The sequence below is a fragment of the Streptomyces sp. NPDC005722 genome, assembly GCF_040630935.1.
In the GTDB taxonomy this organism is placed as follows: domain Bacteria; phylum Actinomycetota; class Actinomycetes; order Streptomycetales; family Streptomycetaceae; genus Actinacidiphila.
The window spans coordinates 16,693-43,557 of the sequence record NZ_JBEXYN010000027.1; the positions used below are offsets into that span (position 1 = coordinate 16,693).

16 protein-coding genes are annotated in these 26,865 nt (G+C 72.9%); 9 read left to right on the top strand and 7 right to left on the bottom strand.

Going from position 1 to position 26,865, the window contains the following annotated elements:
• Positions 1-92: 92 nt before the first annotated feature.
• On the bottom strand, positions 93-899 hold the full coding sequence (locus tag ABZ479_RS27040; protein WP_500463960.1) for a LysR family transcriptional regulator: 807 nt from the start codon (positions 897-899) through the stop codon (positions 93-95).
• Positions 900-1,205: 306 nt separating this feature from the next.
• Here ABZ479_RS27040 and ABZ479_RS27045 point away from each other — a divergent pair, with 306 nt between their 5' ends.
• Together ABZ479_RS27045 and ABZ479_RS27050 are read left to right on the top strand one after the other, a co-directional pair.
• Positions 1,206-2,216 carry a LuxR C-terminal-related transcriptional regulator gene (locus ABZ479_RS27045; protein WP_500463961.1) on the top strand — a complete coding sequence of 337 codons (1,011 nt, stop codon included), beginning with the start codon at positions 1,206-1,208 and terminating at the stop codon, positions 2,214-2,216.
• Positions 2,217-3,048: 832 nt separating this feature from the next.
• On the top strand, positions 3,049-7,593 hold the full coding sequence (locus ABZ479_RS27050) for a S8 family serine peptidase (protein WP_500463962.1): 4,545 nt from the start codon (positions 3,049-3,051) through the stop codon (positions 7,591-7,593).
• Between the two features lie 109 nt (positions 7,594-7,702).
• Here the strand turns inward: ABZ479_RS27050 and ABZ479_RS27055 are convergent, their stop codons facing one another.
• The 6 genes from ABZ479_RS27055 to ABZ479_RS27080 all read right to left on the bottom strand — a co-directional run bounded on the left by ABZ479_RS27055 (position 7,703) and on the right by ABZ479_RS27080 (position 14,348).
• Positions 7,703-8,725 (bottom strand): cytochrome d ubiquinol oxidase subunit II, encoded by a 1,023-nt coding sequence (locus ABZ479_RS27055; RefSeq protein ID WP_500463963.1) that lies wholly within the window; start codon positions 8,723-8,725, stop codon positions 7,703-7,705.
• Positions 8,725-10,155 carry a cytochrome ubiquinol oxidase subunit I gene (locus ABZ479_RS27060; RefSeq protein ID WP_500463964.1) on the bottom strand — a complete coding sequence of 477 codons (1,431 nt, stop codon included), beginning with the start codon at positions 10,153-10,155 and terminating at the stop codon, positions 8,725-8,727. The genes ABZ479_RS27055 and ABZ479_RS27060 overlap by 1 nt, the downstream gene beginning before the upstream one ends.
• Positions 10,156-10,384: 229 nt before the next feature.
• Positions 10,385-11,413 (bottom strand): LacI family DNA-binding transcriptional regulator, encoded by a 1,029-nt coding sequence (locus ABZ479_RS27065; protein WP_500463965.1) that lies wholly within the window; start codon positions 11,411-11,413, stop codon positions 10,385-10,387.
• Between the two features lie 51 nt (positions 11,414-11,464).
• A complete protein-coding gene (locus ABZ479_RS27070; RefSeq protein ID WP_500463966.1) occupies positions 11,465-12,349 on the bottom strand; it encodes an ATP-binding cassette domain-containing protein in 885 nt (294 codons plus the stop codon).
• Entirely contained in the window at positions 12,346-13,341 is a 996-nt protein-coding gene (locus tag ABZ479_RS27075) for an ABC transporter permease (RefSeq protein WP_500463967.1), read from the bottom strand. Before ABZ479_RS27075 ends, ABZ479_RS27070 begins: the two co-directional genes overlap by 4 nt.
• A 5-nt stretch (positions 13,342-13,346) precedes the next feature.
• Complete coding sequence (locus ABZ479_RS27080; RefSeq protein WP_500463968.1) at positions 13,347-14,348, bottom strand: sugar ABC transporter substrate-binding protein; 1,002 nt, start codon at positions 14,346-14,348, stop codon at positions 13,347-13,349.
• A gap of 265 nt (positions 14,349-14,613) precedes the next feature.
• On the opposite strand from ABZ479_RS27080, the gene ABZ479_RS27085 reads away from it, so the two are divergent.
• From ABZ479_RS27085 to ABZ479_RS27115, 7 genes are all read left to right on the top strand, one after another.
• Complete coding sequence (locus ABZ479_RS27085; protein ID WP_500463969.1) at positions 14,614-15,615, top strand: carbohydrate kinase family protein; 1,002 nt, start codon at positions 14,614-14,616, stop codon at positions 15,613-15,615.
• Between the two features lie 129 nt (positions 15,616-15,744).
• Complete coding sequence (locus tag ABZ479_RS27090) at positions 15,745-18,159, top strand: glycoside hydrolase family 32 protein (protein WP_500463970.1); 2,415 nt, start codon at positions 15,745-15,747, stop codon at positions 18,157-18,159.
• 436 nt (positions 18,160-18,595) lie between these two features.
• Complete coding sequence (locus ABZ479_RS27095) at positions 18,596-21,910, top strand: LamG-like jellyroll fold domain-containing protein (protein ID WP_500463971.1); 3,315 nt, start codon at positions 18,596-18,598, stop codon at positions 21,908-21,910.
• Positions 21,911-22,034: 124 nt separating this feature from the next.
• Entirely contained in the window at positions 22,035-23,126 is a 1,092-nt protein-coding gene (locus ABZ479_RS27100; RefSeq protein ID WP_500463972.1) for an ABC transporter substrate-binding protein, read from the top strand.
• A gap of 131 nt (positions 23,127-23,257) precedes the next feature.
• Positions 23,258-24,874 (top strand): sugar ABC transporter ATP-binding protein, encoded by a 1,617-nt coding sequence (locus ABZ479_RS27105; RefSeq protein WP_500463973.1) that lies wholly within the window; start codon positions 23,258-23,260, stop codon positions 24,872-24,874.
• Positions 24,867-25,835: an ABC transporter permease gene (locus ABZ479_RS27110; RefSeq protein WP_500463974.1), complete on the top strand. Its 969-nt coding sequence runs from the start codon at positions 24,867-24,869 to the stop codon at positions 25,833-25,835. The genes ABZ479_RS27105 and ABZ479_RS27110 overlap by 8 nt, the downstream gene beginning before the upstream one ends.
• A complete protein-coding gene (locus tag ABZ479_RS27115; protein WP_499601027.1) occupies positions 25,832-26,860 on the top strand; it encodes an ABC transporter permease in 1,029 nt (342 codons plus the stop codon). The genes ABZ479_RS27110 and ABZ479_RS27115 overlap by 4 nt, the downstream gene beginning before the upstream one ends.
• Positions 26,861-26,865: the final 5 nt, after the last annotated feature.

Sequence of the window (26,865 nt, forward strand, 5' to 3'; positions counted from 1 at the left end):
CACCGCGGCCCGTGGGGGCGGGCCGCGCTTCACTGGTTGAAGAATAAACAACATGAGGGCACCTCTGTCCACCGGCGCCCGTGCGACGAATGTCACCCCGCCCACAGGTCACCGGCCACACGTCGTGCGGTACGGGCGAACGCGGCCGCCTCCGGGCCCGGTTCGGGCCCCGCCCAGGCCAGGGCCAGCGTCGTCGGGGGCAGGTCCGCCACCGCCACCGCGACCACGTCCCGGGTCACCCGGTCCGCCGCGGCCGAGCCCACGACCGTGACGAGCCGGCCGAGCGCCACCCGGTCGACGATCTCGTCGAGGCCGGCCGGCGGGCATGCCTCCCGGTAGGCGGGGTCCTCGCGCAGGTCGGCGGTGGTCACCTCCGGGCGACCGGCGAGCCGGTGGTCCCGGGGCAGCAGCGCGACGGGCAGCTCCTCGGCCACCTCGACCGCGCCCAGGCCGGTCAGGTCGTCGGTGCCGACGCACAGCAGCGCCAGATCGGCCGTGCCGTCGCGCAGGGCGCCCACCCGGTCGTAGGTGAAGACGAGTTCGGGGGCCGCGCCGTCGTAGGACCGGATCAGTTCCGCCAGCAGGCCCGAGCCCGTACCCGGCCGGACCGCCAGGACGAGCCGCCCGGGGGCGGCCGCCCGCCGGGCGCGGTCCACCGCCCCGTCCAGCTCGCCCAGCAGCCGCCGGCAGTCCTCCAGGAAGACCTCGCCGGCGGGGGTGAGCCCGACACGGCGACTGGTCCTCTCCAGCAGCACGACGCCCATGCGCCGCTCCAGGCGGGCGATCGCCCGCGACAGCGGCGGCTGCGCGATGCCCAGCCGGTCCGCCGCACGGCTGAAGTGCAGCTCCTCGGCCACCGCCACGAAGTACTCGAGCTCACGCGTCTCCAGTCGATCCATACCTCCAGAGTATCGCCGCATGTCAGAAGCGTCATGGCGCCTGCGTACCGCGCTTGGAAGCCGTCGTGATGAGCGGTGGGCCCTGTTCACGGACGACGCCGTCGTCCCGATCTACGCCCGCACCGGTACCGGCCACCACGAACCCGTCGGCGGGCCGCTGGTCGGCGGCGCGGCCGTGGCGTACGCGGTCGCCCCCCACATGGCCCCGCACCCGCCGGGCGGCGGCCGCCGGCGCCGTTTGAAGTTGTCGGCCGTTCTTGGTTCCATCTCGTCGGGCGGGGGTGGACTGCAGGAATGGATGCTCTGGTGGAGAACGACGCACCGCTCGCGTGGGTCGGGGTGGACACGGTGGCGGAGCGGGCCTACCGCCTCCTGCTGTCCCGCGACAGCACGACCGTCGACGACGTGGTGGCGGCCCTCGGCGTGACGGCGGACGAGGGGCTGGCCGTCCTCGAACGGCTGCACCACGCGGGCCTGATGAGCCGGCGCTCCTCGGGGGAGTTCTTCACGGTCGACCCCCGGCACGCCCTGCGCGCGCTGGTCGAGTCGCGGGAGCGCCAGCTGGCCGCCGTGCGCGAGGCGGCCGGCCCGCTGGGGGCGCTCTTCGACGCGGCGAGGAAGGCCGGCGACGGCGGTCCCGGCACCGGCGTGATCAGTGGCCTCGAAGCGGTCGGGGACCGCTACTACCGGCTCAAGCAGACCGCGCGGACCGAACTGTGCGCGCTGGACCGCCCGCCGTTCCTGCTCGCCCCGAACGAGCCCCTGGACGAGGCGGCGGTGCGCCGCGGGGTGCGGGTGCGCGCCGTCTACGCCGCCGCCAGCTTCGAGGCCGACGGCGGGTGGCAGCAGCTGGGCAGCCTCGTGTCGCGTGGCGAGGAGGCCAGGGTCGTGCCCGCGCTGCCGCTCAAGCTGGCGATGGCCGACCGTTGCGCCGCTATGGTGTCGCTGAGCCTGTCGGTCGGGTCCGCGGAGTACCTGTACACCGAATCCCCGCCCCTGCTGGCGGCCTTGGGCGAGTTCTTCGAGAACTACTGGGCCGCCGCCTCCCCGTTGACGGGGGAACCCACGACAGGCGGCCCGCCCGCGGCGGTACCCGAGGCGCCGGAGGACGGGACGGACCGGTCGCAGCGACCGACCGACGAGGAACGGAACCTGCTCGCGCTCTTCGCGGCCGGCGTGAAGGACGAGGCGATCGCCCGCCAGCTCGGCATCTCGCCGCGGACGCTCCGCCGCAGGATCCAGGACCTGTTCACCGAACTCGGAGCGACCAACCGCTTCGGCGCCGGCGTCGCCGCGGCCCGCCGCAACTGGATCTGACCGCCCCCGGGCATCCGCACCCCGACCCCGACCCCGACCGGGCCAGCCGGCGGGCGACCGCGTGCGCGGCACCACACGAGGAACGGAACCTGCGCGCGCTCGCGGCCGCCGGCGTGAAGGACGAGGCGATCGCCCGCCAACTCGGAGTCGGAGCCACCAACCGGTTCGGCACCGACGTCGCCGCGGCACCCCGCGGACAGGGCGATCGAAACGCGCATCCGGTGCGCCGAACAACCTCGGCACGGACGGCGTGCCGAGCGCGATGCCGTCGAACTCGGCGGCGCGGCGCACCCACCAGGGCGGCTGAACGGCGGGTACAACGCCGGGTCCTCGACAGGTACGACCCGCGGCGGCGCGGTCCGTGATCCGGGGCCGCAGACCGAACTGTGCGCCCTGGACCGCCCGCCGTTCCCGCTCGCCCCGAACGAGCCCTTGAACAAGGCGCGTTGCGCCGCGGAATGCGGGTGCGCGCCGTCTATGCCGCCGCCGGGCCGCGCGGCCCGGCAGGGGGCCGAGGCCGCGCCGGCATGCCGCGCCCAGGGCTTCCTTCCGGCGCGGCCACCGACCAGGGCGACGGGACTGCGGGTTAAAGACAGAGTCCTCGCTCCGTACGACCCACGGCGGCACGGTCCGTGATCCGCGGCCGCCCGCAATCCCCGTCGGGGTCGCGCGGCGACGCGCCGCCGAGGTGGTGGCCCCTTCTGGTCACTGGCCGGTTTCGGCAGCGCCGGACGTTGGTCACCAAAGGATCACCCCGGCTAGAACTAGTGTGCGCCCGAACGGCGCGTCACTCGGCCGGGAAGCCCGGCCACCCCCTGACGAAGGAGCTTTGGTGGCACCACCTGCCCATCCTCCTGCGCGCCGGTCGGCGATACCGCGGTCACTCGCGGCCCTCGTCGCAGGCGTCAGCCTGACGGTCCTCAGCGCAGCCGGCCCGGCACCGGCGTTCGCGGCACCGGTCCCCACGCCACCCGCCGTCCCGGCGCCGTTCGCGGCGGACGGTCCCGGGTCCGGCGAACAGCCGTCCGCCGGGCGGTACATCGTCACCCTGCGCGAGCCGGCCGCGGCGACGTACACCGGCGGTGTGGCCGGCAAGGCCCGCACGGCACCCCGCGACGGAGAGGGCCTGAAGGCGGGCTCGGCCTCGGTGAAGGCCTACCGCACCTACCTGCGCGGGCGTCAGGACGACGCCGCCCGCACCGTGGGCACCCGCGTGATCTCGTCCTACTCGGCGGCGCTCAACGGCTTCACCGCCGAGCTCCAGCCGCGTCAGGTCGAGGAACTGCGGACCGACCCCACGGTGGTGTCGGTCGTCAAGGACGACCTGCGCAAGCCGCTGGCCGCCGTCAACTCCACGGACTACCTGGGCCTCAGCGGCACGAACGGGGTCTGGGCCGCCAACGGCGGCGCCGCCGGCGCCGGCAAGGGCGTGGTCGTGGGCGTCGTCGACACCGGCATCGCCCCGGAGAACCCCTCGTTCGCCGGTGCGCCGCTCGGTACGAAGGCGGGGCAGGACCCGTACCTGGACGGCTCCGTCGTCACCTACCGCAAGTCGGACGGCGGGACCTTCACCGGCGCCTGCACCGCGGGCGTCCAGTTCACGGCCGCGGACTGCTCCACCAAGCTGGTCTCCGCGCGCTACTTCGTCGACAACTTCGGCACCGGTCACATCGGCGGCCCCTCGGTCGGCGAGTACCTCTCGCCGCGCGACGGCGAGGCGCACGGCTCGCACACCGCCAGTACGGCGGCGGGCGCGGGCGGCGTCGACGCCGACCTCGGCGGCGTGCCGATGGGCAAGATCTCCGGTGTGGCGCCGGCGGCCAAGGTCGCGGCCTACAAGGCCTGCTGGAGCGGTCCCGACGCGAAGGACACCACGGACGACGGCTGCGCCACCGGCGACCTGCTGGCGGCGATCGACGCGGCGGTGGCCGACAACGTCGACGTCATCAACTACTCGATCGGTTCGGCCGACGGTGCCCGCACCACCGACTCGGTCGTGGACGAGGCGTTCCGCAACGCCGCCGCGAGCGGCATCTTCGTCGCCACCGCGGGCGGCAACTCCGGCCCCGGCGACAGCACGGTCGACAACGCCTCGCCGTGGATCACCACCGCGGCGGCCAGCACCATGCCGACCCGCGAGGCCACCGTGGAACTCGGCGACGGCGGGAACGTGCTCGGCGCGTCCGTCTCGCTCCCGGCGGACGGCCGCAAGGTGTCCGGCCCGCTGGTGGCCGCGTCGGGCGCCGGCACCGACATCTCCGTCCGGCCGCAGCTGTGCGGTCCCGACAGCCTGGACGGCGCCAAGGTCAAGGGCGCGATCGTGCTGTGCGAGCGCGGCACGTACGACCGGGCGGCCAAGTCGGCGGAGGTCAAGCGCGCGGGCGGCATCGGCATGGTCCTGGTGAACCCCTCACCGGACTCCACGGACCTCGACGCCCACACCGTCCCCACCATCGCGGTCGACGCGGACGGCTACGACACGCTGGTCTCGTACGCCGGCACCGAGGCGCCGAAGGCGACCCTGGTGGACGGCAACCCGCACCGGCTGGCGTCGGCGGCGGTCCCGCAGGTCGCCGGGTTCTCCTCGCGCGGCCCGGTCCAGGCCGACGGCGGCGACCTGATCAAGCCCGACCTCGCCGCGCCGGGCGTGTCCGTCCTCGCCGACGGCGCCAACGCGGCCGGCGGGCGGCCGAGCTTCACCTTCATGTCCGGCACGTCGATGGCCTCCCCGCACGTGGCCGGTCTCGGCGCGCTGTACCTGGGCCTGCACCCGCAGGCCACCCCGGCCGAGATCAAGTCCGCGCTGATGACCACCACCCGGCCCACCGTGACGGCGGCGGGCGAGGCGTCGGCGGACGTCTTCGCGCAGGGCAACGGCCAGGTGGACGCGACCCGTTACCTGCACCCCGGGCTGCTCTACCTGAACGGCCCCGACGACTGGGCCCGGTACGTGGCCGCCGTGAAGGGCGACCCCACGGCTCCCGCGCCGTCCGACCTCAACCTGGCGTCGATCGGCGTGGGTTCGCTGGCCGGCCGGCAGACCGTGACCCGCACCGTCACCTCCACCGGGCCCGGCACCTTCACCGCCGACCCGGTGTCGATCCCCGGCGTGGACACGGTCGTCGAACCGCGGTCGCTGACCTTCACCGAGGCGGGCCAGTCCCGTACGTTCACGGTGACGTTCACCCGCACCACCGCCCCGCTGGGCGAGTACGCGACGGGGTACCTGACCTGGCGCGGCGGGGAGCAGAGCGTGCGCAGCGCGCTCGCCGTGCGTCCCGTGACCCTGGTGGCGCCCACGGCGGCCGCGGCTGCGGGCAGCACCGGCCGGACCACCGTGACCCTCGAGGGCGGTGAGGACCGCGACGTCCCGCTGGACCTCACCGGGCTCTCCCGGGGCCTGCGGGTCCAGGGCTCGGGCACCGTCGGTGGCCCCGCGCGGACCCACGTCGTGGAGGTGCCGGCAGGGACGGAGCACGCCCGCTTCGTCCTCGACGCCGCCGACGACGCCGCCGACCTCGACCTGTCGGTGTACAAGCTCAACAAGTACGGGGACACCGCGCTGGTCGACCGCGCGGCCACCGACTCCGCCGACGAGCAACTGGACCTGGAGGACCCCGAACCCGGTCTGTACGAGGTCGAGGTGGACTTCTTCGCCGGGTCCGGACCGCTCGACTTCACCGTGACCAGCTTCGCCCTGGGCGACAAGGGCGCCGAGGGATCGCTGACGGCGCAGCCCGCCACGGCGGCCCTGCGGGCGGGCGGCACCACCCCGGTCACGCTGTCGTGGAAGGGCCTGCGGGCCGGAGCGGTCTACCTCGGCCGCGTCACGTACGGCGACACCGGACGGACGACCTACCTGACCGTCACCGGTGACCCGCGGGGTGGCCCGCCCAGCGGTACCCCGGGCTCCCGGCCCACGGTCGCCGTGCAGCCCGCCTACGCAGTGCCGGGCCAGTCCGCCGTCGTCGTGGCGACCGGTCTGGACCCCGCCGTCGACTTCCAGATCAGGGTGAAGGGTTCCGGCCGGGTCCTGGCGAGCGGACGCACCACCGACGACGGTGGTGTGGGCCGTCTGGTCACCCTGCCGTCCGACATCGCCACCGGGAGGCAGACCCTGGAGGTCAGGTACGGCAAGCGGAGCGCGGGCGGTTCCTTCACCGTCGCCGAGCTGGTCCTCGGTGACTCCGAGCACTCCGACGCCCACGCCTTCGACGGCAACCCGCTGGCCGCGATGACCACCGCGATCCGCGGCAAGGGCACGGTGCGCGTCACCGTCCGCGGCAAGTCCGGCACGTACCTGAGCCGGACCCTCGCCGTCGACGCGGGCGACCTGGGCTGGTACGCCTGGAAGTCCGAGCCGGTGGAGACCAGGCCGGAGAAGCTCACCGCCACGCTCGCCGTGGTCGCCGGCCACGGCCGCCCCGGGCAGAGCACGACGCTGTCCTGGACGCCCACCGCCGTCAAGGCGAGCGGCGCCTCGATCACCGAGGTGCGCGGCACGGCCCACACGGCACAGGTGAGCTACACCAACAACTCGGACGTGCCGGTCTTCCCGACGCTGCGCTACAAGCTGACCAGTGGTGACGTGGTCCTCGCCACGCTGCAGGCCGATCCGGAGGACACGTTCACCCGCTCCTACGACACGACCGGGGTGGACCGCCTCGACCTCGTGATCGACGGGACGACCGTGGCCACGTACCGGAACAAGGACCGCGCCGGGCTCACCGGCCGGCCCGCGATGGTGGAACCGTTCTACGCGACCTTCCAGCGCGGCACCTCGGCGCAGCACCACGGCGGTCCCGCGCCGCTGAGGATGACGGTGACCAACCGCCCCGCGGCGTACAGCGGGGGCTTCGCCCTGACGGTCGGCGAGGGTCCGGAGATCTACGCGGGCTCCTCGCTCCTCCTCGACGAGCGCATCCCCGTCACGCGCAGCGCGCAGGAGGGCGCGCCGGTCTCCCGGACCGTCACGGTGCCCGCCGGACGGCCGCTGTGGGCGACCGCGTACTACGAGGTCCAGGGTCCGATCTTCCAGGCCCTCGCGGTGCGCAGGATCATCGTGCCGCCGGTGGACGCGGACGACCTGCAGCCGGTGCGCGGCTCCGGTACCCGGCCGACGTTCGTCGTGGACGCCATGCCCGGGGAGGCGGCCACGGGTTCCACCGCGTCCGTGACCGCGGCGGGCCTGTCGCCCCGTGAGAGCTTCACGGTGCGGCTCGACGGCCGGGTCGTCGGTTCCGGCCGCGCGACGGCGCAGGGCTTCGCCCACGCGTTCGTCCCGGTCCCGCACGGTCACGGCGGCACGCTGACGGTACGGGTGACCGGTACCGGGGCGGGTCGTTCCGGCGAGACCGCGCTCGTGGTCACCGGCTGACCGTCCGAGGTCACCGGCCCACCGTCCGGCCCGGTCGGCGCCTCCCTCCCCAGGGGCGCGCCGGCCGGGCCGCATCCGTCCGCCCACGGGCGTCGTGACGCACGTGCCCTCAGGCTCCCGGCCCGGCCGGCTCCCGCTCCCCGGGCCGCAGACTCCCCCGGTTCGCCAGCCGGAAGAGGAGCGCGATGGAGGGGAAGATCAGCAGCCCGGCCACCACGGCGACGCCGATCGTCACCGCCAGCGTGGCCTGCGGTGCCGCCGCCGCGCCGATCTCCAGATGGGTGCCGAGCAGGTACGGGAACTGGGCGACGCCCCAGCCGAGCACCACCAGGGCGACCGCCGACGCGGCGATCCCGCGCAGGAACCTCGTCCGCTCCCGCCACACCATGACCATGGTCGCGACCCCGCAGAGCGCGGCCAGCAGCACCAGGGGCAGGGCGCCGTCGCTCAGCCGGCGGAACAGGTGCGGGGAGTCGTGACGCAGGACGAAGACACCGGCGATGCTGACGGCTCCGGTCACCAGGGCGGCGAGCAGGGCCCGGCCGCGGAAGTGCCGCTGCAGGCCGTCGTCGCGCTGCTGACGGGCGGCCACGTACAGGTAGGTGGCCGCCAGGTAGGCGCAGACGAGCACGGCCAGCACGCCGCCGAGCACCGAGGTGGGGTTCAGCCAGCTGGTGACCGCGTCCCCGTTGCCCGCCGTGGGCACACGCCCGGAGGCGATGCCCCCGGCGATCGACCCGAAGCAGTACGGGGTCAGGACGGACGACGCGGCGAACACCACGCCGTACAGGCGCTGTTCCGGGGTGCGCAGCGAGACCTTGCGGAAGGCGAAGCCGGCGCCGCGCAGCACGATGCCGAGGACGGCGATGCCCAGCGGGATGTAGAGGGTCGTGGTGATGGCGGTGAACGCGACGGGGAACCCCGACCACAGGAAGACCAGGCAGTAGACGAGCCAGGTGTGGTTGGCCTCCCAGACCGGGCCGACGGTGGTGTCGATCAGGTGCCGGGGGCGTCTGCCCCGCTCGGCACCGCCCGCCGTGAGGTCCCAGAAGCCGGCGCCGAAGTCCGCGCCGCCGAAGAGGCAGTAGGCGATGACGCCGAGGAAGAGGAAGGCGGCGACGGCGTCCGGCATCACCGCTCCGTCCCGGCGCGGGCGCCGGCGGGTTCCGGGCCGGTGCGGGGGCCGTAGGGGACGTCGACGCTGTCGTCGCCCTCGGCCTGCCAGCGGCGTTTCATCGACAGCAGGACCGTCACCGCGCCGGTGCCCACGGCCGCGTAGATGACGACGACCGACCCGAAGAACGGCCACAGGTTGCCCTGGGTGGTCACCGCGTCCCGGGTGAGGAGGTGACCGACGACGGTCCAGGGCTGCCGGCCCACCTCCGTGACGATCCATCCGCTCTCCAGGCAGGCCACGGCGGCCAGGCCGCTGACGGCGCAGCAGCGCAGGAACCAGCGCTGCCGTTCCAGCGGACGCCGCCGCCACCACAGCCAGGCGAACCACAGCGCGAGGGCCAGCAGGGCGAAGGTGAGTCCCACCATGACGTCGAAGGCGAGGTGGACGGTGCTGACGAGCCGGTCCGAGGGGCGCACGTCCGCGGGGATCGCGTCGAGCCCCTTGATCTCGGTGGAGGGGCGGAAACCGGCCAGCAGGGAGGCCATGTCCGGCACGGGGATCCCGTACCGGACCTTCCCGTCGACCAGCACCCCGCCGAGCGTCTCGGGGACGTGCGTGCCGGTCTCGGGCAGCATCTCGACCGCGGCGAACTTGGCGGGCTCGGCCTGGTAGACGTACCGGGCGATGGTGTCCCCCACCAGGGCCTGCAGCGGGAGCGCGACGGCGGCGGTGACGAACCCGATGAGGAACCCGGTGCGGTGGTAGCGGGAGGTGCGGCCGCGCAGCATGCCGGCCGCGTAGACGCTCGCCACCGCGAACCCGGCGACGATGTAGGCGGCGAGCAGCATGTGCAGGAACTCCCACCCGAAGGCCCCGTTGAAGAAGACCTCCGCCGGCCGGACGGCCACGATCCTCCCGTCGCGCGACGTGAAGCCGCCGGGCTGGTTCATCCAGCTGTTGGCGGCGATGACCGCGGCCGCGCCCCCGATGCTCGACAGCGCCACCGGTACGCCCGTCCAGAAGTGCGCCCACGGCGAGAGCCGGTCCCAGCCGTAGATGTAGAGGGAGACGAAGATCGCCTCCAGGAAGAAGAACAACCCCTCGATGGCGAACGGGAAGCCGAACGCCGGGCCGTAGTCGCGCATCAGGCCGGGCCAGAGGATGCCGAGCTCGAAGGAGAGGACGGTACCGGTGATCGCGCCCACGGCGAAGAGCACCGCCGCCACCTTCGACCAGCGCCGCGCGAGCCGCATCGCGTCGGCGTCCCCGCGGCGCAGACCGCGGTGGTTCGCGATGAGCATCAGCGTGGTGAGGGCGACGCCGAACGGCACCAGGATGATGTGGAAACCAAGGGTGAAGGCCATCTGCTGACGGGCCGGCAGCAGCTGCGCCGGATCACCCGCCGACCCGAGGCCCTGCGCCAGCAGGTCCCAGGCGCCCGTCACCGTCCGCACCGCCGGCCGGCGGGGGGCCTGCGGCCCGGAGCACTCGCGTTCGCCACCGTCATCACATCGACCACGACCCTTTCGCGACAGGACGATCACCTTAGGTCACGAGGGTCGGTATGGGCGGTAATGCACACTGCGGGCGGAGGCCGATGACCCGTTCGGTGGCCGCGGGCCCGTGGCCCCGGGCCGGCCGGTCCGGGGCGGGGCGGGGCGGAGCGCCCGGCGGTCAGCGGGTGCGCGCGGGCGGGCGCAGCTCCCCCGAGCCGCGGGGGACGAGCCGGGTCTCGACCAGGATCGTACGGGCGCGGGTTCGATCGCCCTCAAGGCGTTCGAGGGCGGTGGAACCGGCCAACTCGCCCATGGTGGACGGGTTCTGGGCCACGACGGTGAGGGCGGGTTCGAGGATGCCGGCCATGGGGACGTCGTCGAAGGCGACGACCGCGACGTCCTTGCGCCCGCTGCGGGACAGCTCGGTCATCACCCCGATCGTCATGACGTTGTTGCCCGACAGCAGCGCGGTGGGCGGATCCGGCAGGGCGAGCAGCCGGGCCGTGGCCTCGGCGGCGCCCGCCGGGTCGTGCGCGTCGGCGACGAGGGCGCGGTCGTGCGGCAGGTCCGCCTCGGCGAGCGCCGCGCGGTAGCCGGCGAGCCGTTCGCGGCGCGTGTACAGCCGGGCCGGGAGGTCGCCTATGAAGCCGATCCTGCGGTGACCGCCGGCGATCAGGTGGGCGACGCCCTCCTGGGTACCGGCCCGGTTGGAGCTGACCACGGTGTCGGTGGTGAGGCCGTTGCCGGGCCGGTCGAGGAAGACCACCGGCATCCCGGCGGCCCGGTGGGACTTGAGGTGGGTGTGGTCGGCACCGACCGCCGGCGCGACCATGAGCACGCTGACCCGGCGGGCGAGGAAGGTCCGGATCAGTGCGTGCTCCCGCTCCGGGTCGTCGTCCGACGAGCCCATCAGCAGGGTCAGCCCGTGGCCGTGCACGGCGTCCTCGATGCCACCCGCGACGGCGCCGAAGAACGGGTTGCCGAGGTCCGGCACCACCAGCCCCACGGTGGTGTCGGGGCCGCCCACCCGCATGCTCCTGGCCATGAGGTTGGGCTGGAAGCCGAGCTCCGCCACGGCTTCCAGCACCCGCCTCCTCGTCTCCGGGGAGCTGGGACCGTCCTCGTTCAGCACCCGGGAGACCGTCTTGGCACTGACACCCACCTCGCGGGCCACGTCGGCGAGGGTCGGTCTGCGGGGCGCTGTCATGGACCACCTTTTCTCCGTGTGTCGGCCCCGCGGGTTCCCGGAGCCCGTCGGTCAGTTCCCCAGAACCCCTGCGGCCGAGGCTGCGTCACTGTCCGCCACGACCGTACCGCCGTCGGGTCGCACGCCGAGCGCGCCGGTCATGATGGCCACCACCTCGGCCATGGAGTAGTCGGACGGCTTGATGACGGCCTCCCGCCTGCCGAGCCGGTGGACGTGGACGCGGTCGGCGATCTCGAAGACGTGCGGCATGTTGTGGCTGATGAGGATGACCGGGATGCCCTTGTCCCGCACCCGCCGGATGAGGTCCAGGACCTGTCCCGACTCCTTGACCCCGAGGGCGGCCGTCGGCTCGTCCATCACCACCACGCTGCGCGCCCAGGCGGCGGCGCGGGCCACGGCGACGGCCTGGCGCTGGCCGCCGGAGAGCGTCTCCACCGGCTGCGTGATGGAGCCGACGCCCACCTTGAGCGCGGCCATGTGGTCCGCGGCCTGACGGCGCATCGCCTTCTTGTCCAGGAGGCGGAACACCGAGCCGAGGACGCCGGCCCGGCGGATCTCGCGGCCGAGGAACATGTTGGAGGCGATGTCCATGGAGGCCGCGACCGCGAGGTCCTGGTACACCGTCTCGATGCCGTGCGCCCGCGCGTCCTGCGGCCCGGCGAACCGGATGGGGCGCCCGTGCAGCCGGACCTCGCCGGCGTCGGGGACGAGCGCGCCGGTGAGTGCCTTGATCAGGCTGGTCTTGCCGGCGCCGTTGTCGCCGATGACGGCCAGCACCTCGCCGGGCATGAGGTCGAAGTCGGCGTGGTCGATGGCGGTGACGTGCCCGTAGCGCTTGACCAGACCGCGCGCGCTGAGCACCGGTTCGGGCCCGGTGGCGGGCACCGGGACCCGCGGCGCGGTAGGGGCCGGGTCGTGGGGGGCGGGGCCGGTCATCGGGTCCCCTTTCGCGAGAGCTGGTCGACGGTCACCGCGAGGATCACCAGCACGCCGGTGACCAGCGTCTGGTAGACGGACGAGACGCCCATCAACTGCAGGCCGTTGCGGAAGACGCCGACGATGAGCACACCGACGAAGGTGCCCAGGACCGTGCCGCGGCCGCCGAAGAGGCTCGTGCCACCGAGGACGACGGCGGTGATGCTGTCGAGGTTGTCCGTCTGTCCCGCCTGGGGGTCGCCGACCCCGGTCCGTGACACCAGCAGCAGGGCGGCGATCCCGTAGACGAGCCCGGCCACCGTGTAGACGCCGACCGTGAGCCGGGAGACCCGGATGCCGCTGAGCCGCGCGCTCTCCGCGCTGTTGCCGAGGGCGTAGACGTGACGGCCCCAGGCGGTGCTGCTCAGTGCGTAGGCGAAGCCCAGGAAGAGGGCGATGGTGACCAGGGACCCGTAGGTGACGTCCGTCCTGCCGAGGGGGAAGGTGCGGCCGAGCGCGGTCAGCGGTTCCGGCAGGCCGGTGACGGTCTGTTCGTCGGAGTAGATGTGGGTGAGGGCGAAGGCGACGTTGAGCATGCCCAGCGTCACGATGAACGGTGGCAGCGGCACCGTCCGCACCAGCAAGCCGTTGACCAGACCGAACGCACCGCAGACCAGGACGCCCAGACCGATCGCGAGCAGCGGTGGCAGCGGCCCTTGGACGGCGAGCTTGGCGATGAGGATGCCGCCGAAGGCCATGACCGCCCCGCAGGACAGGTCGATGCCGGCGGTGAGGATGATCAGCGTCTGGCCGATGGCGAGCGTGCCGACGACCATGACCTGCTGGAGGATCAGCGAGAAGTTGCCGCCGGAGAGGAACTGGTCGGTGGCGAGCGAGAAGAACACCGAGGCCAGGACGAGGGCCGCGAACGGCCCCGCGGCGGGGGTGGTGAGGAACCGGCGCAGCGCGGCCGGTTCCCTGCCCACGGCGGCGAGCGGGGTGGATGCGGTCACCGGGCTCAGCCCCAGCAGTTCTGCAGGCCGAAGCCGGTGTCCTCGGCCTGTGTGCCCGTCTGCGCCTTGTCGGTGATCAGGGTGACGCCGGTGTCGGTGTAACCGCTGGTCTTCTTGCCGTCCTTGGCGAACGCGGCCACCGCCTTGACGCCGTCGGCGGCCATCTTCAGGGGGTACTGCTGGGAGGTCGCGGCGATCATGCCGTCCTTGACCGCCTGCACGCCGGTGCAGCCGCCGTCGATGGCGACGATCATGACGTCCTTCTCGCGGCCCTTGGCCTTGATGGCGGTGTACGCGCCGAGCGCCGCAGGCTCGTTGATCGCGTAGACCAGGTTGATGTCCGGTGCCTTCTGCAGGCAGTTCTCCATGGCGGTCTGGCCCTTGGCCTGGTCCCCGCCGGTGTCCTGGGAGCAGACGATCGACGGATCGGAGGCGCTGACGCCGAAACCCTTGACGAAGCCCTCGTGACGCTGCACGCCGACCGACACGCCGGGGGCGAGGTCGAGCGTGGCGATCTTCGGCGTCCTGCCGGCCATCGCGGCCTTGGCGTACGCGCCGATCAGCTCGCCGGCCTTCACGTTGTCGGTGGCGAACAGCGCGTCGGCGGCGTCCTGCGGCTCCGGCGGGGTGTCCAGCGCGATGACGAGCACGCCCTTGGCGCGCGCCTTGGCGATCGCCGGGACGATGGCCTTGGAGTCGTTGGGGGTGATGAGCACGCCCTTGACGCCGGCGGCGACCATGTTCTCCAGCGCCGTGACCTGGCTCGCGTTGTCGCCGTCGAACTTGCCCGCGGCAGTGGTCAGCTCGACGTTCTCGCTCTTGGCGGCCTGCTCCGCGCCCTGCTTCATCTTGACGAAGTAGGGGTTGGTGTCGGTCTTGGTGATCAGGCCGACCTTCACCTTGCCCCCGGACGGGGAACCGCCACCGGAACCGGAACCGCACGCGGCCAGTGACAGGGCGAGGCCGACGGCTCCGATGACGAGGACCGGACGGGCTCTACGGGACATCTGCGACTCCTACGGAAAGCAGTGAGCGGGGACAGCCGTATGGCGCTGCGTTCGGCGAAGGGAACTCGCCAGGGAGAGTGCCAACGTTGACACATGTCATCGTTGACACCGCATGCGGAGGATGATGGACTCCCGCTCCGGCAACGTCAATGCCCCTGCGGAGAAAGCCTGTTGGTGGCACGGGGAGTCGTCCCCCGCACCCCTTCCCGGATGCCGCCGGGTGCAGGCCCCAGCGTTCCCGTCTCCTACCTGGAGGAACCTCCCCATGCAGCCGCCTCAGGTCACCGTGCTCGGAGAGTGCGTCGCCGATGTCTTCCCCGAACCCGGTCACGGGGCCGCCCCGTCCGTTCCGTCCGTGTCGGCCCAGGAGTTGCGGTTGCGCGTCCTGCCGGGCGGCGGCCCGGCCAACACCGCCGTGGGGCTGGCCCGTCTCGGCACGCCGACCCGGCTACTGACCCGGCTGTCCGGGGACGTCTTCGGCCGGCTGTTCCGGGCCCACCTGCGGGAATCCGGTGTCGACCTGTCGGCCGCCCCCGCCGCTTCGGAGCCCAGCACGCTGGCGGTCGCCGACGTGGACCGCGACGGGCAGGCCGCGTACTCCTTCCACGCGGAGGGCACCGCGGACTGGCAGTGGACGCGCGCGGAGCTGGACCGCACCGCGCTCGGCGACCCGACCTGCGTGCACTCCGGTTCGCTGGCCCTGGTCAGGGAGCCGGGCGCCGCCCTCGTGGAGGAGGTGCTGGCCGGTGCGCGGCGGCACGCGACGGTGAGCATCGACCCCAACGTCCGGCCCGCCCTGGTCGATCCACGGGTCTACCGCGACCGCATCCGGACGTGGTGCGCGACGGCGGACATCCTGCGGCTGAGCGAGGACGACCTCGCCGTGCTGGCCCCGGACACCCCGCCGGAGGCAGCCTGCGACGGCTTCCATGCGGCCGGGACCCCGCTGGTGGTGGTCACCCTCGGCGCGCGGGGCGCCCTCGCCTCGTTCGACGGCCGGCGGGTGTCCGTACCCGGCGTGCCGGCGCGGGTGGTCGACACCGTCGGCGCCGGGGACTCCTTCACGGCGGGGCTCCTGCACCACCTCGGGCGCCGCGGCTTGCTGGGCGGCCGGCTCGACGGTCTGCGGATGGAGGACGTCCGGGATGCCTGCGCCTTCGCTGCCCGCGTGGCGGCGCTGACCTGCGCCGCCGCCGGGCCGAACCCGCCGTGGGACCGTCAGGTGGAGGCGGTGAACGGCGACTTGGCCGCCTCGACCGGGGCATGAGGCGTCGCGGCGGATCCGGTGCGAGGCGTTGACGGGTTCCCGGCGGGGCCCCATCATCGGTCATCGATCGGATGTCAGCGATGACATATGTCAACGATGACATCACCGGCGTGCAGAGAGTGGGTTCACATGCGTCGAAGAGTCGGGGCGCTGCTCGTCGCCCTGATCGCGAGCCTGGCCGCGTTACTGCCGGGCACCCCCGCGGTCGCCGGGACCGTAGGCGACTACGCGGAATTCCCGTACCCGGCGACCACCTACAGCGAGCCGTTCCGCGGCCAGTTCCACTTCAGCTCGCAGTCGGGCTGGATGAACGACCCCAACGGCCTGGTGTACGCCAACGGGCGCTACCACTTCTTCTACCAGCACAATCCGCACGGCCTGGCCTGGGACACCATGCACTGGGGCCACGCCACCAGCCCCGACCTGGTGCACTGGACGCAGAAGCCGATCGCGCTCGAACCCGGCGTCCACCCGGGCACGCTCTTCTCGGGCGGCGGCGTCGTGGACAAGGACAACACCTCAGGGCTCAGGACGGGTTCCCTCGACCCGATCGTGGTGTTCTCCAACACCGACGGCGTGAGCGTCTTCTACAGCAACGACGACGGCCGGACGTTCCAGGCCTACGACAAGGGCCGCAAGCGGATCGAGATCCCCTCCGAGAGCCGTGACCCCAAGGTCTTCTGGGACGCGGCACGCAAGCGGTGGGCCATGGTCGTCTGGTCGAACCAGGGCGGCAACGGCGTGGACGTCTACACCTCCCCGAACCTCCTCGACTGGACCTTCGCCAGCCGCTTCAAGGCACCGTGGCTCTTCGAGTGCCCTGACATGTACCCGCTGGCCCTGGACGGGCGGGCCGGGCAGCAGCGGTGGGTCCTGACCTCCGCGTCCAGTCAGTACGTCGTCGGCTCCTTCGACGGCACGACCTTCCGCACCGACTGGACCGGCCCGCAGCAGATGGACCTGGGCACCACCTACGCCGGGGGCACCTTCTACGCCGCCCAGACGTTCACCGGCGGCCCCGACGGCCGCACGGTGCAGATGGCCTGGCAGGGCGGCAACCGCGGCAGCACCTGGACGGGCAACTCCACCTTCCCGGTCTCCCTCGGCCTGGTCAGCACCCCCGATGGGCCGCGGATCACCCGGACCCCGGTCGCCGAACTCGCCTCGCTGGGTTCGGAGACCCGGAGCTGGAAGAACCAGACCGTGGGTGCGGCCAAGGGCAACGACCTCTTCGCCGGCATCAAGGCCGACACGTACGAGATCACCGCGCAGTTCGACGTGAAGGGCGCGACCGCCACGTCGTTCGGCTTCGACCTGCACGCACGCTCCGACGGGACCGCCGACCGCAGCGTCGTCTACGACACCGGGGCGCAGACCCTGCGCGGCAAGCCGCTCAAGCCGCGCAACGGGAAGGTCACGATGCGGCTGCTGGTGGACCGCGGGCAGTTGGAGACGTTCGCCGACGGTGGGCTCTACTCGCTGTCGGACAACGCCGACTTCGACTCCGCCGCGGACAGTCAGGGCATCCGGCTCTTCGCCGTCGGCGGCAAGGTGAAGCTCGACAGCGCCACCTTCACCCGGCTCAACACCAGCTGGGGAACGGCGCAGTCCACCCTGGAGAGCAACCTCAAGGGGCCGTGGCACGCCGCGGGCGGAGCGTGGACCGACGTCAGCGGCGGCAAACGCGCCTCCGCGAGCGGCGACGGGTTCTACCTGAGCGCGAGCAGCGCCGGCGACGCCGTCTACCAGGGCGACCTCACGCTGGACACGGCGCAGGCCGCCGGCCTGACCTTCCGCGCGAACGCCTCGGGCGCGGGCTACACGGCCAACATCGACACCAGCGGCGTCCTGAAGCTGTGGCGTCCCGGCCGGGACATCGCGACGTACCCCGTGCCGATCGCCAAGGGCCGCGCCTACCACCTCACGGTGCGCACGGACGGCTCCCGCATCCGGGTGTGGCTGGACAACGGCACGGACCCCGTCATCGACGCCACCGACGGGACCTACGCCACCGGCGTGTTCGGGGTGAACGTCTTCAACGGCACGGCGACGGTGCAGAACCTCGACACCGGAACGACCGGCTTCACGGCCTTCCCGGCGGGGCGGTGGACACCGCGGGGCGGCACCTGGACGGTCACGCCGTCCGGGCTGAGGGGCAGTTCGCCGCAGGACGGCTTCTACCTCAGCGACCGCACGGGCGGTGACTTCACCTACGAGGGCGACCTGTCCGTGACCAACGGCACGGCGGCCGGGCTCACCTTCCGCGCCCGCGACGACGGCGCGGGCTACACCGCGAACATCGACACCAGCGGTGTGGTCAAGCTGTGGCGTCCCGGCCGGGACATCGCGGCCCACGCCACGCAGATCGTCGAGGGCCGCACCTACCACCTGAAGGTGCGCACGGACGGCTCCCGCATCCGGGTGTGGCTCGGCGGCGGCGCCGATCCCGTCATCGACGCCACCGACGACACCTACGCCACCGGGCTGTTCGGGGTGAACGGCTTCGCGGCCAACACCCAGGTGCAGAACCTGAGCATCGGCTGACCCACGGGGGACCGCTCCGGGACGGGATGCGCGGCCCGCGCGACCCGCCCCGGGCGGCCCCTTCCGTCCGGGCCGGTTTCCAACGTTGAACACGTTCCGGTTCCGCGCGACGGCAGCACATCCACCTCCAACGACGCCCTTGTCAGGGGCACTTCATACCTGCCGCCCGGCCCCCGCGACCCCCTTCCGTTCAGCTCCCGCAAGGGCGTGAAGGCCTTCGCGCGCCGTTTGCACATCACCTGACGGCCCGTCGACGGGCTTCGACGCGAGGTCTGGACACGGCGGCGGGGCCCTGCTTTCATGCTCTCCGCGCCGACAATTTCCAACGTTGTAAGACCATGTTCCCGGCGCGCAGCGCTCTTGGTTCCAGGCACCGCACACTCCTGACCCGCAACTTTCCCGTCAAGGCGTCGAAGACTCCCACGGAAGGTGCACCATGAGTCCTGGCCGACGACGTACCAACCGCTTTGCTCGCTTCACCGCCCTGGTGGCGATCCTCCTCGGGGCGGCCCTGCTGACGCCGGTCACGGCGTCCGCCAGACCCTCGGCCACGGCCGACGTCCCCGCCGGCCGCACCGCCGCCCCCGCCGACGCGGGACTGCGCGGCGACTACTACCGGATGTCCAGCGGCACCGCCCTGGACTTCGCCCGGTACACCGGCACCCGGATCGACACCTCGCTCCACGTCGACGACCTGCTGCCCACCCTGCGCACCTACGCCGGCACCACCGACAACGTCGCGGTGCGCTGGACTGGCCGCCTGGAGGTGCCCGCCGACGGCACGTACACCTTCTACATCAAGGGCGACAACGGCTTCCGCATGTCCCTGGACGGCGCGAGCGTGATCGACCACTGGACCACCGACTGGGACGTCCAGACCACCTCGCAGCCGATCACCCTGACCGCCGGCCTGCACGAGCTGGCCTATGACTACAACCAGGGCAACGGCGGTGCCTACCTGCACACCGAGTGGTCCGGGCCGGGCTTCGACCGCCGCCCCGTACCGGACTCCGCACTGCACCTGCCGGCCGGCTTCGCCCCGGCGGACGCCGAGGCGTCGGTGGCCACGACCGGCCGCACCGCCACCGTCGAGCTGGACTCCCCCGTCACCGCCCTCCCCGAGGGCGCGGCCTCCCACCTGGCCCTGCTGTCCGGCGGCACGCGCTGGTCGGCCACCGTCTCCCGCGACCCGAAGCACCCCTCCCGGCTGGTCCTGAAGCCGGCCGAGGCCGACTCCCCGGTCTCGCTCCACGCCGACGTACGGATCAGCTACGACGGCCGGGGCGGCATCACCACCGCCGGCGGCGACCTCGGCCCCTTCTCGGTCGTCGCGCGCAACGACTCGACCTGGTACTTCCGGACCAGATGGGCCGAGGACGTCTCCCCGTCCCACCCGCTGCCGGACTACCCGCGGCCGCAGCTGACCCGCGAGAAGTGGAAGAACCTCAACGGGACCTGGCAGTTCCAGCCGACCGCGCAGGACACCGCCCTCCCGAAGGGCAGGCTGAGCGGCAGCATCGTCGTCCCGTACCCGATGGAGTCGGGTCTGTCGGGCGTCGCCCGGCACCACGACTGGTCGCTCTACCAGCGCACCTTCACCGTCCCCGACGACTGGCGGGTCCGTTCCGGAAACCGGCTGAAGCTCAACTTCGGCGCCGTGGACTACGAGGCCTGGGTGTACGTCAACGGCCTCGAGGTGGCCCACCACACCGGCGGCTACCAGGCGTTCAGCGCCGACGTCACCGACGCCCTGGCCGGGCGCGGCCCGCAGACCCTGCTGGTGAAGGTCCGCGACACGACCGACGACCGCTACGCCCTCGGCAAGCAGTCCCGCGACCCCAGCGGCATCTGGTACACGCCGAGTTCGGGCATCTGGCAGACCGTCTGGATGGAGCCGGTCCCCCAGGCGTCGGTCGACTCCCTGGTGCTGACCCCGGACGTCGCGGACTCCTCGCTCTCCGTCACCGTACGGCCGGGCGCGGGCACCTCACCGGGCGCGAGGGTCACCGCCACCGCGTACTCCCGTGACGGGCGCAAGGCCGGCGCGGTCACCGGTGCCGCCGGCACCGCGCTGCGGCTGCCCGTACCCCGCGCCCGCCTGTGGAGCCCGGACGACCCGTACCTCTACGACCTCGAGGTCACCCTCACCGACGGCCGCGGCGGCAAGGACCGCGTCGGCTCCTACTTCGGGATGCGGTCGATCGAGGTGTCACCGGCCGGCGGCACCGAGCGGATCAAGCTCAACGGCAAGCCGGTGTTCGTGCTCGCCACCCTCGACCAGGGCTTCTGGCCCGACGGCCTCTACACCGCGCCGACCGACGAGGCCCTCAAGTACGACCTCGTGCAGCACAAGAAGCTCGGCTTCAACGCGGTCCGCAAGCACATCAAGGTCGAGCCCGCCCGCTGGTACTACTGGGCGGACAGGCTGGGCCTGATGGTGTGGCAGGACATGCCGAGCCGCGGTACGGCGGCCGCCGGCACCCCGGAGACGCAGACGTTCGTCGACCAGGTCCACCAGATCGTCGACCAGCACATCAGCACCCCGTCCGTCCTGGTGTGGACGCTGATGAACGAGGGCTGGGGCGAGTGGAGCAAGCAGGCCACCGGTGAACTAGCCGACGCCGTGCGGGAGCAGGACCCCGCACGCCTGGTGGACGCCCACTCCGGCGTCAACTGCTGTGCCTCCAAGGGAGATTCAGGCCGCGGCGACCTGATCGACTTCCACGACTACCACGGCCCGGCCAGTCCGGCCCCCGACGACACCCGCGCCGCCGTCGACGGCGAGCACGGCGGCTACTCCTACCTCGTCCCCGGTCACATCCTGGGCACCGCGGGCGGCCAGGACTACGGGGACGCGGCCCACAGCAGGGAGGAACTGACCGCGGCCTACGTGGAGAACACGCGCAAGCTGCTGCGTCCGGCGGCCTGCGGCCTGTCGGGCTCGGTCTACACCCAGATCACCGACGTCGAGGGCGAGCTCAACGGCCTGCTCACCTACGACCGCGACGTGGTCAAGGTGATCCCGGAACAGGTACGGGAGGTCAACCGCCAGGTCATCGCGGCCGGAGCAGCGGCGGGCGGGGCCGACGTGCCGCCCGGCACGCCCGGACCGAAGGGCGTCGGCTGGTGGCCGCTGCACGAGGGCTCCGGCACCGTGGCCGAGGACGTCGCCGGGGACCACGACGGCACCCTGAGCGGCGGCACGAGCTGGACGACCGGCCCGAACGGCGCCGCCCTGCAGTTCGACGGACGCACCGGCTCCGTCGACACCGGCGCCGCCGTCCTGGACACCGACACCCACGACTACTCGGTGGCCGCCTGGGTCCGGCTGGACGACAAGGGGCACTTCAGCACCGCGGTGTCCGTCGACGGCGACACCAACAGCGCCTTCTACCTGCAGTACTCGCAGGCCGACCGGCGGTTCGCCTTCAGCTTCGCCGGGAGCCGGGCCCTGGCCGGCACCATCGGCGAGCCGGAGGCCGGGCGCTGGTACCACCTGGTGGGCAGCTACAGCCACCGCGAGGGGCGGCTGCGGATCTACGTGGACGGCGGCGAGGCCGGCTCGGTCCGCGGCTGCAACGCCGAAGGCCCCTCGGGCCACCTGGTGATCGGCCGCGGCAAGTACGGCGGCAACCCCGTCGACCACTGGAGCGGCGCGATCTCCGACGTACACGCCTACGACCGCGCGCTGAGCGCCGCCGAGGTGGCGTCGCTGGCGGCGGACGAACCCGCCGTCCCGGCGAAGCGCTGACAGAGCACCGACGGCCCGCCCCGGCACGGGGCGGGCCGCCTCCCGGGCCGTCCCCCCGGGGCGGCGGCGCCACCGCACCTCCCCCGATCAGGTCGCACACCGCTCTTCGAGGAGTTGAACGTCCATGAGCACCTCCCGTTCCACCCGCTTCCTTGCCGTCGTGTGCCTCACCGCCGCGGCCGCCCTGACCGCCACCTCCTGCGCCAAGGAGGAGGGTTCCGGTAGCGCCTCCGCCTCCTCCTCCGAGGGCGCCCAGGTCGTGCAGTCCCCGACCGCGGCGACCGACGCCGCCGGCAGCGGCTGCACCCTGCAGACGTACGGGGCGAGCAAGATCGACCTCAAGGACGCCGTCGTCGGCTTCTCGCAGTCGGAGAAGGAGGCGAACCCCTTCCGCATCGCCGAGACCCAGTCGATCAAGGAGGAGGCGGCGAAGCTCGGGGTCAAGAAGCTGCTCACGACCAACGCGCAGTCGCAACTGCCCAAGCAGATCAGCGACATCCAGGACATGCTCGCCCAGGGCGCCCAGTTGCTGATCGTCGCGCCGCTCAACTCCGACGGCCTGGAGCCCGCGCTGCGCGCGGCGGCGGCCAAGCACGTGCCCGTCATCACCATCGACCGCAAGATCAACGCCACCGCGTGCAAGGACTACGTGGCCTTCCTCGGCTCGGACTTCGTCGAGCAGGGCAAGCGCGCCGCGGACCGGATGATCGAGGTCACCGGCGGCAAGGGCAAGGTCGCGATCCTGCTCGGGGCCTCAGGCAACAACGTCACCACCGACCGCACCAGGGGTTTCGTCGACCAACTCAAGGCGCAGGCCCCCGGCCTGGAGATCGTCGCCCAGCAGACCGGCGAGTTCGCCCGCGACAAGGGCCAGCAGGTGATGGAGCAGCTGATCCAGGCGAACCCCGGGATCACCGCGGTCTACGCGGAGAACGACGAGATGGGCCTCGGCGCGGTCACCGCGCTCAAGGCGGCCGGGAAGAAGCCCGGCAAGGACGTCAAGATCGTGTCGATCGACGGCACGCGCAACGCCGTGCAGGCCCTGGCGAACGGCCAGTACAACGGCGTCATCGAGTCCAACCCGCGCTTCGGGCCGCTCGCCTTCGCCACCGCGCAGAAGTTCTTCGCCGGCGAGGCCATCCCCGAGGACGTGATCATCTCCGACCGCGAGTACGACGCGTCCAACGCCGAGGACTCGCTGTCCGGGGCCTACTGAGCCCCCGCGCCTGCCGCCCGGTCCTCCTCCCCGGCCGGGCGGCAGGCCCGCGCCTCAAGGCCCCCGGCCCACCGGCCCACCGGCTCCCGGCCACCCGCTCCCCGACACCGCGACCCCACGGAAGGCCCGCCATGGCACCCCCCGACGCGGCATCCGCCGCACCGCCGCCCGGTCCGGACGACGGCCCCACCGCGCCCGCGGTGCTGGAGGCCGTCGGCATCGGCAAGCGCTTCCCCGGCGTGGTGGCGCTCGACGACGTCTCCTTCACCCTGCGCCGGGGCGAGATCCACGCCCTCGTCGGGGAGAACGGCGCCGGCAAGTCCACCCTCATCAAGGTCCTCACCGGTGTGCACCGCCCGGACGCCGGCGAGGTACGCCTCGACGGCGCCGCCGTCGCCTTCGCGCGGCCGTCCGACGCCCAGCACGCCGGTGTCACCACGATCTACCAGGAGGTCAACCTCGTCCCGCTGATGAGCGCGGCGCGGAACATCTTCCTGGGACGCGAGCCCAAGAACCGTCTCGGCCTGATCGACTTCCCGCGGATGCACCGGGAGGCGGCGGCACTGCTGGCGGGCTTCGGTGTCACCGCCGACGTCCGCCACCCGCTCGGCAGCCTCGGCGTGGGCACCCGGCAGATGGTGGCGCTGGCCCGCGCGGTGTCGGTCCGCGCCAAGGTCGTGGTGATGGACGAGCCGACCTCCGCGCTGGAGCCGCGCGAGGTCGAGACACTCTTCCGGGTCATCGGCGACCTCCACGACCGGGGCATCTCCGTCCTGTACGTCAGCCACCGGCTGGAGGAGCTGTACCGGATCTGCGACCGGGTCACGGTGCTGCGCGACGGGCGCCTGGTGCACACCGGCGACCTCGCGGAGCTGGACCGGATGCAGCTGGTCGCCATGATGCTGGGCCGCGAGGTCTCCGAGGTGCGCCGGCACGGGCGGACCGGTTTCGGCGAGGACCACCACCCCGACCGCGAGGCGGTGCTCACCGCCTCCGGGCTGAGCAGGCGTCACGTCCTGGACGGCGTCTCCCTGGAGCTGCGCCCCGGAGAGGTGCTGGGGCTGGCGGGGCTGCTGGGCTCCGGGCGCAGCGAGACCGCCAGGGCCCTGGCCGGGGCGCTGCCGCTGGACTCGGGGTCGGTGACGGTCGCGGGGCGGCGGCTGGGCCGCCCCTCCCCCGCCGCCGCGATCCGCGCCGGCGTCAGCCTGCTGCCCGAGGACCGCAAGGCGGAGGGCATCGTCCCGGGCCTGTCGGTGCGGGAGAACATCGTGCTGGCCGCCATGCCGCGGCTGTCGCGGGGCGGCGTCGTCTCGCGGGCCCGCCAGGACCGCGTCGTCGACGTCTTCATGAAACGCCTGCGGATCAAGGCCTCGGGGCCCGAGCAGAAGGTCGGCGAGCTCTCCGGCGGCAACCAGCAGAAGGTGCTGCTGGCCCGCTGGCTGTGCCTGGAGCCGAAGGTGCTGCTCCTCGACGAGCCGACCCGCGGCATCGACGTCGGCGCCAAGGCGGAGGTGCAGGCGCTGGTGGACGAACTGGCCCAGGAGGGACTCGCGGTGCTGCTGATCTCCTCGGACATCGAGGAACTCGTCGAGGGCGCCGACCGCCTGGTGGTGCTGCGCGGTGGCGCGGTGGCCGGCGAGCTGACGGGCGAACGGGTCGGCGAGGGGGAACTGCTGGAGGTCCTCGCGGCCCACGCGCCCACGCCGGAGGGCGACGCGGACGGCGAGGAGGTGCGGCACGATGGCTGAGCTCTCCCCGGCCGTGCGGCGCGGCCCCGTCCGGCTCCCCGCCCCCGCCTGGTTCCAGGCGTACGGGGTGTACGCGGCGGTGGCCGTGCTGGTCCTGTTCAACGCCGTCTTCACCGACCACTTCCTGACCGCGGCCAACCTGCGCACCCAGCTCGTGCAGGTGGCCCCCGTGGTGATCGTGGCGCTGGGCATGGCGCTGGTGATCGGCACCGAGGGGGTGGACCTGTCGGTGGGGTCGGTCATGGCCCTCGCCGCGGCCCTGCTGCCGCTGTACCTGGGCTACGGGCTGCTGCCCGCGCTGCTGACGGCGCTGGTCGCCGGGGTGGTGGTGGGCGCCGTCAACGGCACCCTGGTGGCGGTGGTGGGGCTGCAGCCCATCGTGGCCACCCTCGCGCTGTTCGTGGGCGGCCGGGGCCTCGCCCTGGTCCTCGCCGACGGGCAGCTCAAGCAGATCGCCAACCCGGGCCTGCTGGGGCTGGGCACCGACGACGTCCTGGGCGTCCCGGTGGTCGTCCTGATCGCCGGGGTCCTCGCCCTGCTGGTCGCCGTGGTCGTGCACCGCACCACCTTCGGACGCCGGTTGGTGGCGATCGGCGGCAACCGCGCCGCGGCCGGGCTGGCGGGCCTGCCGGTGAAGCGGGTGCTGGTCGGCGTCTACGTGGTGTGCGGGGTGCTGGCCGCCCTGGCCGGGGTGCTGGCCACCGCCCGTCTGACGGCCAGTGACCCGTCCACCCTGGGCACCCTGATGGAGCTGTCCGCGATCACCGCGGTGGTGGTGGGCGGGACCCCGCTCACCGGCGGGTCGGTGCGCGTCCTGGGGACGGTCTGCGGGGCGCTGCTGATGCAGTTGCTGCGGGCCACCCTGGTCAAGCACGACCTCCCCGACTCCACCGCGCAGCTGGCCCAGGCCGTCATCATCCTCGTCGCCGTCTACGTCGCCCGGGAGCGCCGATCCCGATGAAGTCACTCACCACGCCCCGCTCCGCCGGGGCCACACCGGAGCCGCCCGCGGTGGCGGCGGCACGCGCCGGGGACCGGCGGCGGCTGGCCGTACTGGTGCAGCGGCAGGGCGTGTTCGCCGTCCTGCTGATGCTCGTGCTGGTCTCCTCCTTCGTCTTCCCGTCCTTCGGAACCCTCGACAACGCGCGGAACGTCACCGTGCAGGCCTCGTTCCTGGCGATCGTGGCGCTCGGCATGACGTTCGTCGTCATCACCGGCGGGATCGACCTGTCGGTCGGCTCGGTCTTCGCGCTGGGCGGTGTCCTCGCGGCCTGGGCCGCGCAGTACGGGACGCTGCCGGCGCTGCTGCTGCCGCTCGCGGTGTGCGGACTGCTCGGCACCGTGCACGGCCTGCTCATCGCGCGGGCCGGGATGGCCCCGTTCATCGTCACCCTCGCGGGGCTGCTGGCCGCCCGGGGACTGGTGCTGGCCCTGACCGACGAGGGTGCCGACACCTATCTGGTGCCGCACGGTTCGGCCTTCGCCGGGCTCGGGCAGGGCACGGTCCTCGGGTTCGGCCACCCGGTCCTGATCGCGCTCGTGCTGTTCGCCGCCGGCGGGCTGGTGCTCCAGCGCACGTCGTTCGGGCAGTCGCTGTTCGCCGTGGGCGGCAGCCCGGACGCGGCCACGCTGATGGGGCTGCCGGTGGCCAGGACCCGGGTGCTGGTCTACGCGGTCAGCGGGCTGCTCGCCGGCTTCGCGGGCGCCCTGAACGCGGCCCGGCTCTCCTCGGGCGTGACCATCATCGGCGTCGGCATGGAACTGGACGCCATCGCCGCGGTCGTCATCGGCGGCACGCTGCTGGTCGGCGGTGCGGGCTCGGTCAGCGGCACCCTGTGGGGCGTCCTGGTGCTGGCGGTGATCCAGAACCTCATCAACCAGATCGGCTCCCTCAATTCCTCGTACCAATCGGTGGTCAGCGGCGGCTTCCTTATCGTGGTGGTCGTGGCCCAGCGGTACCTCGCGCGGGGACCGCACACCACATGACCGTG